General features: G+C 65.1%; 8 protein-coding genes. 3 read left to right on the top strand and 5 right to left on the bottom strand.

All coding sequences use genetic code 11. From position 1 onward, the window contains the following. Positions 1–190 precede the first annotated feature (190 nt). The 3 genes from AC0IYS_RS15975 to AC0IYS_RS15985 all read left to right on the top strand — a co-directional run bounded on the left by AC0IYS_RS15975 (position 191) and on the right by AC0IYS_RS15985 (position 7,485). Complete coding sequence (locus AC0IYS_RS15975) at positions 191–4,072, top strand: beta-galactosidase (protein WP_471706072.1); 3,882 nt, start codon at positions 191–193, stop codon at positions 4,070–4,072. Further along, entirely contained in the window at positions 4,069–6,543 is a 2,475-nt protein-coding gene (locus AC0IYS_RS15980; RefSeq protein WP_471706073.1) for a glycosyl hydrolase 115 family protein, read from the top strand. The genes AC0IYS_RS15975 and AC0IYS_RS15980 overlap by 4 nt, the downstream gene beginning before the upstream one ends. Positions 6,544–6,630: 87 nt before the next feature. After that, a complete protein-coding gene (locus tag AC0IYS_RS15985; RefSeq protein ID WP_471706074.1) occupies positions 6,631–7,485 on the top strand; it encodes a class I SAM-dependent methyltransferase in 855 nt (284 codons plus the stop codon). A 172-nt stretch (positions 7,486–7,657) separates the two neighbouring features. Here AC0IYS_RS15985 and AC0IYS_RS15990 read toward each other — a convergent pair whose 3' ends face one another. From AC0IYS_RS15990 to AC0IYS_RS16010, 5 genes are all read right to left on the bottom strand, one after another. Further along, positions 7,658–9,217, bottom strand: coding sequence for a TerC family protein (locus tag AC0IYS_RS15990; RefSeq protein WP_471706075.1), 1,560 nt, complete (start codon positions 9,215–9,217; stop codon positions 7,658–7,660). Positions 9,218–9,311: 94 nt separating this feature from the next. Then, the gene (gene paoC / locus AC0IYS_RS15995; protein ID WP_471706076.1) at positions 9,312–11,513 is read right to left on the bottom strand and encodes an aldehyde oxidoreductase molybdenum-binding subunit PaoC; all 2,202 of its coding nucleotides are present in this window, start codon (positions 11,511–11,513) and stop codon (positions 9,312–9,314) included. Positions 11,514–11,517: 4 nt separating this feature from the next. Continuing rightward, the gene (locus tag AC0IYS_RS16000) at positions 11,518–12,471 is read right to left on the bottom strand and encodes an FAD binding domain-containing protein (protein ID WP_471706077.1); all 954 of its coding nucleotides are present in this window, start codon (positions 12,469–12,471) and stop codon (positions 11,518–11,520) included. Next, entirely contained in the window at positions 12,468–13,121 is a 654-nt protein-coding gene (paoA, locus tag AC0IYS_RS16005; RefSeq protein WP_471706078.1) for an aldehyde dehydrogenase iron-sulfur subunit PaoA, read from the bottom strand. Before paoA ends, AC0IYS_RS16000 begins: the two co-directional genes overlap by 4 nt. Positions 13,122–13,273: 152 nt before the next feature. Beyond that, positions 13,274–14,098: a ferritin-like domain-containing protein gene (locus AC0IYS_RS16010; RefSeq protein WP_471706079.1), complete on the bottom strand. Its 825-nt coding sequence runs from the start codon at positions 14,096–14,098 to the stop codon at positions 13,274–13,276. Between the last annotated feature and the right edge of the window lie 27 nt (positions 14,099–14,125).

Consider the following 14,125-nt stretch of genomic DNA (forward strand, 5'->3'; position numbering starts at 1 on the left):
CGTCGACGGAGCATGGCGGATTACGCTGCGCTAATCCGCCCTACGTGGTTTAGAAGAGTTCGATTTCGCCGTATGTAAATTGGCCTTGGCAGGAATCGAATCAATCACTCAACTTGTTGATCGGGAGGCATGTTGCTCCGCTGGGATATGGACTTATGATGTGTGGTTCCTACCTCACTAAAACAGGTCCATGCTGAACTTCACACGCATCGCACGAAAAACCATCGCCGGCATCGGCGGCGCGACCCTGGCGCTGGGCTGCGCCGCCCAGGAACTGGGCATTCCGCAGGCGTCGGACGCGGACCGGTCCAGCAGCCAGGCGCGCGCCGGTGCGACCGAGGCCTCGGCGTTTTTGATGGCCAGCGTGAATCGCGCGTCGGACAATTGGCTCAGCCTGTTCTCGTCGACCGACGGCGTCACCTTCACGTCGCTCGCTTCCGACGCGTACAAGCCGCCAAGCCTGCTGATGCGCGAGCCGACGATCGTGCGCCACAGCGACGGCTATTATTACGTGCTCTATGCGACCGGCGCCAACAGCGCCGAGCTCGGCCTTACCCGCTCGCGGGACCTGAAGAGCTGGCAGTTCGTCCGCAACGTGCCGCTGGCACTGCCGGGCAGCGCGCAGGCCGTCGCGCCGGCATGGTTGCGCGACAAGGATGGATCGTTGAAGGCCATCGTCTCGCGCGGCGCCGGCGGCAGCTATGTGGTGACCCCGAACGCCGACTTCAGCGCCTGGTCGGCGCCGCAGCCTTTGCAGGGCTTGCCGGACAACTACGTCGACACCATCGTCGCGGTCACCGACGGCGGCTATACCGCCCTCGCCCGCAACGGCGCCACCGGCCTGATCGAGATGGCCGGCGCCAAGTCGCTGCAAGGCCCCTGGACGGTCGAAAAACAAGGCGATTGGGCACAATGGGGCGCCACCACCGGCGCCCACTCGCTGATCAAGCTGCCTGGCGGGCCATGGCGCCTGTACTTCGGCGACGCCGCCAGCGGCCGCCGCTGGTATTCCGACAGCGGCGACGGCTTGCGCACGTGGAGCGCGGCCAAACAATTGGGCGGCGTGTCCGGCGTCGTCGGCCAGGCCTCGGTGCTGGTCGAGGACCGCAAGGCGCTGGCGCAGGCCAACAAGCCGAAAGGCCAACCGAAAAAAGTCGGCTGGGACGAACACTCGATGCTGATCGACGGCAAGCGCGTGGTCGTGTGGTCCGGCGAAATCCACCCGTTCCGCCTGCCGAATCCGTCGCTGTGGCGGGACGTCATCCAGAAGATGAAGGCGCTCGGCTTCAACGGCGTGGCCTTCTATTTCGACTGGGGCTACCACTCCACCGCGCCCGGAGTCTACGACTTCTCCCATGTGCGCAACGTCGAACGCGCCCTCGAGATCGCCGAGGAGGAAGGCATGTACGTGATCGCCCGCACCGGTCCGTATGTGAACGCGGAGCTAACCGGCGGCGGCTATCCTGGCTGGATGTTCCGCAACCGCGCCGAGGCCCGCACCGACGATCCGGTCTACCTGACCGCCGTCGACGAATGGATGACGCAAATTAATGCCATCATCGCGCGCCACCAGATCACCACCGGCGGCGGCAACGTCATCGCCTACCAGCTTGAGAATGAGCTGGGCAAGGTCGAGCCCAAGCACGTGCGCCACATGGACCACCTGGCGAAAAAGGCGCGCGCGGACGGCATCAGCGTGCCGTTCTTCCACAACGCCGCCGGACGCCTGCCGGACTGGACACCGAAGGGCTCGACCGCGCCGTGGGCCAATCCCGGCCCGACCGACATGTACGCGTTCGACGGCTACCCCGGCGGCACCTGCAACGTGCACGCCGATCCCGCCGGCCCCAACAAGGCGCCGGACTGGGGCATCTACGGCACCAACTCGCCGAAGATCGGCGCGCTGTCGTCGCCCAAGACGCCGGGCTTCGCCGCCGAACTGGGCGGCGGCTGGTTCGACTACTGGGGCTCGAACGGCACCTACAACTGCACCGCGGAGCGCCAGGGCACGGGGTATCAACGGGTGTTCTACGGCACCAACCTGATCAACCGCATCACCATCCACAATATTTACATGACGTTCGGCGGCACCTCGTGGGGCTGGCTTGCCGGTCCGGTGGTGTACACCTCCTACGATTACGGCGCGCCGATCTCGGAGGACCGTGGCTTGCGCGCCAAGGCGTACGGCCTGAAACAGCAAGGCATGCTGGTCCAGGCGGCCGAGCAGGCGCTGGCGAAGATGGACAAAGGGCCGCCGATCAAGACCTCGTCCGACAAGGTCAAGGTCTATCACAACATTAACCCGGACCTGGACACGCATATCCTGTTCGCGGTCCATAGCCCTTCGGACCTGCTGACCAACGACAGCTTCACCTTCGATCTGACGACCAGCGATGGCACGTACAAGGTGCCGCTGCGCCTGAACGGCCAGGACGCCAAGATGCTGTTGGCCGATTACAAGCTGGAACGGCATCACTTGGTCTACTCGACGTCGGAACTCCAGACGCACTTCGCCAACGGCGAGCGCGATATCGCGCTGCTGCACGGCCGCGCCGGCGAGCCGGGCGAGACGCTGCTGCGCTACGCCAGTGCGCCCAAGGTCGAAGTCATCGAGGGAAAAGTGACATCGCGCTATGAGAACGGCGTGCTGAAGCTGGAATATGTGCACGACGGCCTGGCGCGCGTGCGCATCTCGGGTGGCGGGCGCACGCCGCTGCTGCTGTTGCTGGCCGACGAGAAGAACAGCATCGCGTTCTGGAGCCAGAAAACGCCGGCGGGCCAGGTTCTCCAGCTCAGCCAGGCGATGGTGCGCTCGGCCGCGCTGGCCGGCGGCAAACTGGCGTTGACCGGGGACACGACGGCCGCCAGCGAGATGCAGATCTGGGGACCGTCCATCGCGGCGGTCACCTTCAACGGCGAAAATGTTGCAGTCACCACCCAGCCGGACGGCAGCCTGCGCACCGCCGCGCTCAAGGGACCGGACGCGGTGAAGCTGCCCGACCTCGGCGCGCTGGGCTGGACGCGGCGCGTGGACAGCCCCGAGGCGCAGCCGAAGTTCGACGACTCCGGCTGGATCAAGACCGACAACCGCGCCTCGGCGGCGCAGACCTGGACCATGCCGGAGCGCGGCCAGCCGACCTTGTCGATGAGCGACTACGGCTTCCACCACGGCGATGTCTGGTATCGCGGCCGTTTCGACCTTGCCGACGCCAAGACCAATCAGCTGGAGCTGTTCTATGGTGCCGGCGGCGCGGGCATGCTACAGGCGTGGGTTGACGGCAAATTCGTCGGCCAGCATGAGCTCGACGTCGGCCGCTCCTTCCCAGAGACGACGGACAGCGTCAAGTTCCCGCTCGGCGACAAGCTGGCCAAGGGACCGCACGTGATCGCCGTCATGGTGCGCAACAATTCGCACAACTGGAACCTGATGGCCGACGACTATCACCGCGAGGCGCGCGGCTTGATTTCGGCGTCGCTGACGTCGCGCGGCGGTCAGCGCTTTGCCGTACCGATCGAGTGGCGCATCCAGGGCACCCAGGGCGGCGAGAAGATCGTCGAAGTCGTCCGCGGTCCGATGAACAATGGCGGCCTGTATGGCGAGCGCCAGGGCTGGTACTTGCCGGCGGCCGATAGCAAGAGCTCCAACGCGGGCTGGGCCAGGGCCAAGACCGGCGACGCCCCGCCAGCGCCAGGCACCTACTGGCTGCGGACGTTGTTCGATCTAAATTTGCCGAAGGGCCACGATATCCAGCTTGGCCTGGCGTTCGGCGACACCACCAAGCCGCGTTCGGAGCGCGAAAACCGCGCGCTGATCTTCGTCAACGGCTGGAACATGGGACAGTTCATCGCCCACATCGGTCCGCAGCGCACGTTCGTGATCCCGCCGGGCATCCTGAACCCGAACGGCGCCAACACCATCGCATTGGCGGTCACCACCGACGGCAAGCCCGGCAACGCGCTGGAACCTGTCAGGCTGGTCAACTTGCGCACCGTGCGCGGCGGCGTGCCGCTGGAGATCATGCCGGGTTCGGGAACGCCTCCCGCCCCCGCTCCGGCCAGCGCGCAGCGATGAGGCTGGCCGGACCGCTCGTCTGCTGGGCGGTGCTCGCCTTCGTCCGGCATGCCGGCGCCGGGGAGTTGGCCTTGTACGAACAAGGCGGCCCGGTCGCCGCCATCGTTCACGAAGACCAGAAGACCTACGCCCTGGCGGCGCAATTGCTGGGCCGCGACTTGCAGGCGCTGAGCGGCCAGGCGCCGCGCATCTCGACGCGCTTGCGGGATTGCGGCAAGACCTGCGTGATCGTCGGCGCTGTCGATACGCCGCTGTTGCGCCAGGTGGCCAAGCGCGACGGCCTGGATCTGGCCGCCTTGCGCGGCGCGTGGGAACGGCACAAACGGCTGGTTGTTCGCTCCAGAAAGCAGAGCTATGTCTTGATCGCCGGGTCGGATGTCCGGGGCACCGTCTACGGCGTGGTGGACCTGACGCGCGAACTTGGCGTGTCAGCATGGGAATGGTGGGCGGACGTGACGCCGCGGCGGCAGGCCCGCGTGGCCATCGGCGACGCTACGGTGTTCGCGCGCGCGCCATCGGTGCAGTATCGCGGCATCTTCCTGAACGACGAGGACTGGGGTTTGCAACCATGGGCGGCGAAGACCTACGACACCAAGACCGCTGACATCGGTCCCGCCACCTACGCGCGGATCTACGAGCTGATGTGGCGCCTGAAGGCCAACACGCTGTGGCCGGCGATGCACGACTCCACCAAACCTTTCTACCAGATCGCCGGCAATCCGGAGATGGCGCGCGACTACGCCATCGTGGTCGGCACCTCCCACGCCGAGCCGATGATGCGCAACAACGTGCGCGAATGGGATCCGAAGACGAGCGGACCGTTCAACTTCTTTACCAACCGCGACCGCATGATCGCCTACTGGGACGAGCGGGTCCAGCAAGTGAAAGGCTTTGAAACCCTGATGTCGGTCGGATTGCGCGGCGTTCACGACAGCGCAATGGAAGGCGCGAAAACCATGACGGAGGCGCGCAGTGGCGTCGAACAGGTCATCGATATCCAGCGCGGCTTGCTGTCCAAGGCGCAGGGGCTTCCACCTGAACGGATTCCGCAGGTGCTCACCTTGTACAAGGAAGTGCTCGACATCTACAAAGCCGGCCTGAAGGTGCCGGAGGATATCAGCCTGATCTGGCCGGACGATAATTACGGCTATATCGGCCAGCTCGGCACGGCCGCCGAAGCGAAGCGCGCCGGCGGCGCGGGACTTTACTATCATTTGTCTTACTGGGGACGCCCGCACGATTACCTGTGGCTGGGAACCACCCATCCCGCGCTGGTGCGCGAGCAGCTGGAGCGGGCCAGCCACACCCGCGCCCGCAAGCTGTGGGTGGCCAATGTCGGCGATATCAAGCCGCTGGAATACCTGAGCCAGTACTTCCTCGATCTGGCCTTCGACCACACGTTGCTGGAACAGGCGCCCAGCAAGCACTTGCGCGCGTGGCTGGCGCGCCAGTTCGGCGCGGAGCACGCGCTGCAGATCACCGACATCATGATGGAATACTACGCGCTGGCGTGGGAGCGCCGGCCGGAATTCATGGGCTTTGGCCAGACCGAGCCGACCACGCCGAACAAGCCGACCACTTACCTGCGGTCGGGCGGCGACGAGGCGCGGCGGCGCCTGGACCGGTATGCGGCCATCACCGCGCGCGCCGAGGCGTTGGCGCAAGCCATGCCGGCCGACCGCCGCGACGCGTTCCACGAGTTGGTGCTGTATCCGGTGCGCGCAAGCGCCAACCTGAACGCGCGCATCCTGAAGCTGGAGCTGGCCGGTTTGCCTGACAACACCGGTGACCGCGCCGAGCAGCTCGTGACGGAGGCAAAGGCGGCGCATCGGGCCATCGTGGCCGACACTGCGGAATACAACGCTTTGGCCAACGGCAAATGGCGGCACATGATGGACCTGGCGCCGCGCCGCCTGCCGGTGTTCGCCGAACCTGCCTGGCCCGTATCGTCGGACGGCGCCGTTGCGGCCGCCACGCCGCCGCGTCGGCCGCGCCCGGTGTCGATTGCCGCATCCAGCGCGGCGCCGCATTCGCAATGGCACAAGATCGAGGAGCTCGGCAGCATGGGCACGGTGCTGCGCTCGTCGCTTGCCTTGCCTTCCATCGAAGCCGGCCACGCCGGCACGGTGGCGCCGCTGGAAATCGAGTTCCACACCGATGGCGCCGATCCGGTCGGCGTCAACATCGTCGCCCTCCCCACGCATCCGCTGACGTCGGAAAACCAGCTCAGGCTGGGCTACCGGATCGATGACGGACCGCTGGCGATACTCGACTTCCGCACCCATGGCCGCAGCAGCGAATGGAAGCTCAACGTGCTGAGCAATACGGCGGTCAGGTCGCTGGCGCCGCAGCGGTTCGCGCCGGGCAAGCACCGGCTGCGCTTGTACGCCATGGACCCCGGCTTCATCCTTGACCGGGTCGATATCATCCCCGATGGTGCGGCGCGTTACTACGGTCCGACACCGCGATAGCACGTTTGGCGCACGTCATCGTTGTGCAATATGGCCATGCTAGTCTTGATCGGCACGCTCCCGCAACCGACCAGCAGGCATCAGCCCATGACTATCGCCGCACGACTGAGAATTTCTCCACTCCGCGCCCAGGGTGGCGACGAAATCGACTTGCCCTATGCGCCCTGGCCTTGGCGGCTTAAACAATGCAAGCAGACCGGTATAGTGTTCCTGGCCAACCCTCCCGCTTACGAGGAGCTGTCACAGGATTTCGCTTATGAGGTGACGTTCGAGAAGGAAACGCAGGCGCGCAAGCAAGCCGAGCCCTTTCGTTATGCGATCAGCACCGCGCTCAAGCGTTTTCGTGGCGGCATCCTGAAGCGCAACAAGAGTCTGACCTTGGTGCAACGGTTGATCCGGGAGGCGCGCGGCGGGCGCATCAATGTGCTCGACGTCGGCTGTGGCTGGGGTTCGTTGCTGGATGATTTGTTCAAGTCGCTGCCGGCGGATTTGCGCGGCAAAAGCGTGCCGCACGGCATAGAGATATCGCAGGAGTTGTCGAGGATCTCGGATGGCAAGCTGCGCAAGGCCGGCGGCCGGTGTGTGCACGCCTCGGCGATGGATGGGCTGGAGCATTTCGAGGACGGATATTTCGACGTCATCATCATGGCGTCTTTTCTCGAGCACGACATCAATCCGCTGGCGGTGCTGGAGCGCTCGGCGAAGCGCCTCAAGCCGGGTGGATCGATCCTGGTCAAGGTACCCAATTACAATTGCCTCAACCGGTATTTGCGCGGGCCACGCTGGTGCGGCTTCCGCTGGCCGGATCATGTGAATTATTTCACGCCGGAGACGTTGAAGGCGACCGCGAAGCTGGCCGGGTTGGATGTGGTGCGGATGTCGCTGCTGGATCGCAGTCCGCTCAGCGACAATATGTACGCGATCTTGCGGCGTGCGGGGTGATCGGCTATTTTTGCGCCGCTGGTGACGCACACATGGCGGATTACGCTACGCTAATCCGCCCTACGTGTCTCCGTGGCGATGGATACTGCGCGTGGCTAATTCAGGAGTCACGTAGGGCGGATTAGGCGGAACGCCGTAATCCGCCATCTATCCGCCGCCAACGGCGCACGTATTACTCGTCTTCTGGCGTGGATGGTTCGACGCGGGTCACCATCACGGCCGCGATGCGGCGCTCCACCACTTCGATCACCTCGAACCGCAGACCGTCCACCTCGACCGCCTCGCCCACCGTCGGCAGGTTGCCGAGGCGCTCCAGCATGAAGCCGGCCAGCGACGTGTAGTCGTCGTTCTCACTGATCAGTTCGTCCGTCTCCAGCACCTGCTCCAGATAATGCAGATCGGCCGTGCCGGCGACGCGCCAGCAATTCGGTCCCTGCTCCTGCACATCAGGCTGCTCGTCCTCGTCTGGGAACTCGCCGGCGATCGCCTCCAGAATATCGATCGGCGTCACCACGCCCTGGATGGTGCCGTACTCGTCGGCAATCAGCACCAGTTGACCACGCGAACGTTTCAACGTTTCCATCACCTTCAGCACGCCGCTGGCCTCGGGCATGATGATCGGCTCGCGGATATGTTCCGGAGGAATCGGTACGCCGCGCGCCAAATTGGCCATCAACTCCTTGGCGCGAACGACACCGATGATGTTGTCCAGCTGCCCCCGGCTGACGGGGAAGAAGCTGTGCGGCGTTTCCAGGATCTGGCCCTGGATGGTGGCCGTGTCCGCATCCAGATCGATCCACGAGATGTTCGAACGCACGGTCATGATCGAGCGCACCGAGCGCTGGGACAAGCTGAGCACGCCGCTGACCATGTTGCGCTCCTCTTGCTCGAACGCTTCCGGGGCCACGGTGGTCGTGGTGTCCTCTTCCTCGCCGCCGGCGGCAAAGCGCTTCTTGCTGCCCAACAGGCGCAACACGGCATCGGCGGTACGGTCGCGCAACGGAACACGCGACTCGCGGCTGACGAAATTACGGCGCGCCAACTGGTTCAGCGCCTCGATCACCACCGAGAAGCCGATGGCGGCGTACAGGTAGCCTTTCGGAATGTGGAAGCCGAAACCTTCTGCAATCAGGCTCAGGCCGATCATCAGCAGGAAACTCAGGCACAGCACCACCACGGTCGGATGGGCGTTGACGAAGCGCGTCAGCGGCTTGGAGGCGAGCAGCATCACGCCCATCGAAATGATAACGGCGGCCATCATCACGCCAAGCTCGTCCACCATGCCGACGGCCGTGATGACGGCGTCGAGTGAAAACACCGCGTCCAGCACGATGATCTGGGCGACGACCGCGCCGAAACCGGCATAGACCCTGGAGCCACCTTGGGTTTCGTGCACCTTGCCTTCGACCCGCTCATGGAGCTCGATCGTGGCCTTGAATAGCAGGAAGAAGCCGCCCAGCAGCAGGATCAAATCCCGTCCGGAGAAGCTTAGCGAGGCAATCGAGAACAGCGGTTCGGTCAGGGTGACCAGCCAGGACATTACGCTCAACAAGCCCAGGCGCATCAGCATCGCCAGACTCAGGCCAACGAGCCTCGCCTTGTCGCGCTGCTCCGGCGCCAGTTTATCGGCGAGGATCGCGATGAAGATGAGATTGTCGACGCCAAGTACGATTTCGAGAACGATTAATGCAAACAGACCGACCCAAATGTTTGGGTCGAATAGCCATTCCATGCGCTGCTTTCAGTGTTGAGAAGCATGCATTGTAATGCATGCCGGCGCCCCGTTCGATAGGCGGGGCGCCGACATGATGGCATTTTGCCAACGCTTAAGCCGTCAGCGGCATCTTTTCGATCAGCTTGTCGAGCGTGATCGGGTAATCGCGCACGCGCACGCCAGTGGCGTTGTAGACCGCGTTGGCGATGGCCGCGCCGACGCCGCAAATACCCAGTTCGCCCACGCCCTTGGCTTTCATCGGCGACGAGATCGGATCGGTCTCGTCCAGGAAAATGACTTCCTGATGTGGAATGTCGGCGTGCACCGGCACTTCATACCCGGCCAGATCGTGGTTGACGAAGAAACCGCCACGCTTGTCGACGACCAGGTGCTCCATCAACGCGGCGCCGGCGCCCATCGTCATCGCGCCGATCACTTGGCTGCGCGCCGACTTGGGATTGAGGATACGCCCTGCCGCGCACACGGCCAGCATGCGGCGGATGCGCGTTTCGCCGGTGTAGGCATCCACGGCCACCTCGACGAAGTGCGCGCCGAACGTCGATTGCTGGTATTTCTTGTCGAGGTCACCGTACTCCATGGTGTCCTCGGCAACAATCTCGCCATCCTGCGCGGCCTGCTGCAACGTCACGGACTTGCCGCCGGCGCGCACCGAGCCGCCGGTGAATTCGGCCTCGGCGGCGTTCAGGCCAGCCTTCTGCGCGATCGCCTCGCGCAACTTGACGCAGGCGGCATACACCCCCGCCGTCGAGCTGTTGGCGCCCCACTGCCCGCCCGAGCCGGCCGAAACCGGGAAATCGGAGTCGCCCAGTTTGACCACTACCTTGTCGATAGGCAGGCCCATCATCTCGGCGGCGGTCTGCGCGATGATGGTGTAGGTGCCGGTGCCGATATCGGTCATGTCGGTCTCGACCGTGACAACGCCCTTGCTGTCCAGGCGCACGCGGGCAGCGGACTTCATCACGATGTTGTTGCGGAATGCCGCAGCGACACCCATGCCCACCAGCCAGCGGCCGTCGCGCACCTTGCCCGGCTCGACGCTGCGCGCGCTCCAGCCGAAGCGCTCGGCGCCGTTGCGCAGGCATTCAACCAGCCGGCGCTGCGAAAACTTGCGTTCGCGCTTGGCCGGATCGTGCGTGACATCGTTAATGATGCGGAACGTCACCGGGTCCATCTTCAGTTTTTCCGCCAGCTCGTCGACGGCGATTTCCAGCGCCATCAGGCCCGGCGCCTCGCCCGGGGCGCGCATGGCGTTGCCTTCTGGCAGGTCGAGCACGGACAGGCGCATCTTGGTCATGCGGTTGGCGCCCGCGTACAGCAGCTTGGTCTGGTTGACCGCCGTTTCCGGTTGACCGTCCGGCAGGTCGCCCGACCAGCTCTCGTGGCCGATGGCGGTGATCTTTCCCTCGCGGCTGGCGCCGATGCGGATGCGCTGGATCGTCGCCGGCCGGTGCGTGGTGTTGTTGAACATCAGCGGCCGCTGCAAGGTGACCTTGACCGGCCGGTTGGCCGCCTTGGCGCCCAGCGCGGCCAGCACCGCCTCGGCGCGCACGAACAGCTTGCCGCCGAAGCCGCCGCCGATGTACGGCGACACCAGGCGGACCTTTTCCTTGGGAATGCCGAGCGTCTTGGCGACGTCGCCCTGGCCCCAGGCGATCATCTGGTTGGAGGTCCACACGGTGACCTTGTCGCCTTCCCATTTGGCGATGGACGCGTGCGGTTCCATCATCGCGTGCGACTGGTCGGGCGTGGTGTAAGTGGCGTCGAGGCGCACCGGCGCCGAGGCGAACGCGCTGGCGAAGTCGCCGACCTTGGAGTCGGCGTTCTCCTTGTCCTTGTGCGGCTGGCCCTTGTCCTTTTCCTTGGCCAGGTCGTAGGCGCCCTTGGCGGCCGCGTACTTGACCTGGACCAACTGCGCCGCCGCGCGCGCCTGCTCGAAGGTGTCGGCCACCACCAGCGCGACCGCCTGGTGGTAGTGCTGGATCTCCGGTCCGCCGAGCAGCTTGGCGGTGTTCATCTTGCCCTTGCCCAGCTTGCCGGCGTTGTCGGCGGTGACGATGGCGATGACGCCGGGCGCGCGCTTGGCGGCGGCCAGATCCATCGAGACGATGCGTCCCTTGGCGATGGCGGCGCCGACCACATAGCCGTAGGCGGCGTTGGGCGCCGCCTCGTGCTGTTCATAGGCGTACGGCGCGGTGCCGGTGGTCTTGAACGGGCCGTCGATGCGGTCCAGGGGTTTGCCGACGAGCTTGAGCTGGTCGATCGGATTGGTGGTGGCTGGAGTGGTGAATTTCATGGCGTCAGGCTTTCTTCGCTTCCGCCAGCACAGATTCTATCGTGCGCTGAACCAGGGTGATCTTAAAGGCGTTCTCTTGGGTGGTCTTGGCGCCGGCCAGCAACTGGGCGGCCACGGCTTTGCCGCCGCGCGCCATGCTGTCGTCGGCGCCCGGCATGCGCCAGGGCTTGTGGGCGACGCCGCCCAGCGCCACCCGGCCGGTGCCGTCCGGCAACACCACGGCCGCCACCGAGATCAGTGCGAAGGCGTAGGACGAGCGGTCGCGCACCTTGCGGTAGTAATGCTTGCCGCCCAGCGGCTTGGGCAAGGTCACGGCAGTGATCATCTCGCCTGCGGTCAGCGTGGTTTCGATATGCGGCGTCTTGCCCGGCAGCCGGTGGAACTCCGCCATTGGGATGCTGCGGGTCGAACCGTCGGGACGTACCGTCTCGACCACCGCGTCCAGCAGTTGCATGGCGACGGCCATGTCGCTCGGATGGGTGGCGATGCACTCGTCGCTGACGCCGACGATGGCGTGGTTGCGGCTGTGGCCGGCGATGGCCGAACAACCGCTGCCCGGCGCGCGCTTGTTGCAGGCCTGGTTGGTGTCGTAGAAATAAGGGCAACGGGTACGCTGCAACAAGTTGCCGGCGGTGGTGGCCTTGTTGCGCAGCTGCGCCGAGGCGCCGGACAGCAAGGCGCGCGAGAGCACGCTATAATCGCGGCGGATGCGTTCGTCGGCGGCCAGGTCGGTGTTGCGCACCATGGCGCCGATGCGCAAGCCGCCCTGCGGCGTGCTTTCGATCTTGTCGAGGCCGACGGCATTGACGTCGATCAGGTGGCCCGGGGTTTCGATCTCCAGCTTCATCAGGTCCAGCAGATTGGTGCCGCCGGCGATGAACTTGGCGTTCGGCGTGCGTGCGGCAAGCGCGGCAGCTTCTGCCGGTGTCGACGCGCGCTGGTAGGTAAAGGCTCTCATGCGGCGCTCCCGGCGACTTCGCTGATCGCGTCGATGATGTTGGAATAGGCGCCGCAGCGGCAGATGTTGCCGCTCATGCGTTCGCGCAATTCGGTGGCGTTGAGCAGCGGACGCGCGGTCAGATCCGGGCTGACGTGGCTCGGAATGCCCTGCTTGATCTCTTCAAGGGCGGACACGGCCGAACAGATTTGCCCCGGGGTACAGTAGCCGCACTGGTAGCCGTCGTGCTTGACGAAGGCGGCTTGCATCGGATGCAGCTTGGCGGGCGTGCCCAGTCCCTCGATGGTGGTGACCTTGGCGCCTTCGTGCATCACGGCAAGGGTGAGGCAGGAATTGATGCGGCGGCCGTCGACGATTACCGTGCAGGCGCCGCACTGGCCATGGTCGCAACCTTTCTTGGTCCCGGTCAGGTGCAGGTTTTCGCGCAGGGCGTCGAGCAAGGTCGTGCGGGTATCGAGCTCGAGCTTGCGGACTTCGCCGTTGACCTGGAACGTGACCTTCGCGCTCACCGGCGCGGCGGCGGTTTGCGCTGCGGCCGCGTTGCCGGTCTGGGCGGCGGCGATCGACGGTACGGCGCTGGCAGTTGCCGACAGCGCGCCGGCGATCAATAGTTCCCGCCTGGAGAGTGTAACTTGGCTAAGGTCGTTCATGGCTTGGCGTCCTAATGGCTAATGATTTAAAGGCCTCCTCTGGATGAGGTAGTCTTAATTATATTAAGCGCATTCGGAGCGGTTGATTCGCACTGTTGGATCAGGCAATGGACCCGGTGGTTTAGGCAATCGGCGTGTGTAGTTTTGCTCCGCTAGCCACCCATCGCGCGGATTTCATCCATCGTGAAACCGGCCTGCACGCGGGCCTCGACGTTGAACGGGCCGCGCAACGCCGGGGCGCGATAGCGCAATGCCAGCTCGGCATACGCCGCGCCCGGCTCCAGCCCATGCCGATCGCACAGATACCTGTACCAGCGGTTGCCGATCTCCACATGACCGATCTCGTCGCGCAGGATGATGTCGAGGATGTGGGCTGCCGGCATGTCGCCGGCCTGCGCCAGCTTGGCGCGCAGCGGCGGATTCGCGTCCAGGCCGCGTGCCTCCAAGGTGCGCGGCACCAGCGCCATGCGGGCCAACACGTCGCCCGTGGTCCTCTCGACCATCTCCCACAAACTGTCGTGGGCGGTGAAATCGCCGTATGTGTGACCTAACGCACCCAAGTGCTCAACAAGCAGGGAAAAATGCAACGCTTCTTCGTCGGCGACGCGCAACCAGTCGGTGTAGTAGCTTGGCGGCAAGCCCGGGAAGCGCCACAGCGCGTCCAGGGCGAGGTTGATGGCGTTGAATTCGATGTGGGCCAGCGCGTGGATCAGCATGGCGCGCCCTTCGAGCGTGTTCATCGAGCGGCGCCCCACTTCGCGCGGCGGCACCAGGTCGGGTTTTTGCGGGCGCCCAGGGATGGCGGCCGTGGCTTGCAGAATGACAGCCGGATTCGGCGGGCACAAGCCTGCTGCGGAGGCGGCGGCCATGGCGGCGACGGCGCCGACCTTCCTGGTCGGATCGGCTTCCAGCAGGCAATGCAGCGCATAGGCGCGCAGCTCGGTCGGCGCGGATTCTTGGGTGGGGGATGGGTGCACGGGATCTGGTGGGGCTTGCAGGAAAGG

The sequence above is a fragment of the Duganella sp. AC237 genome (assembly GCF_979254035.1).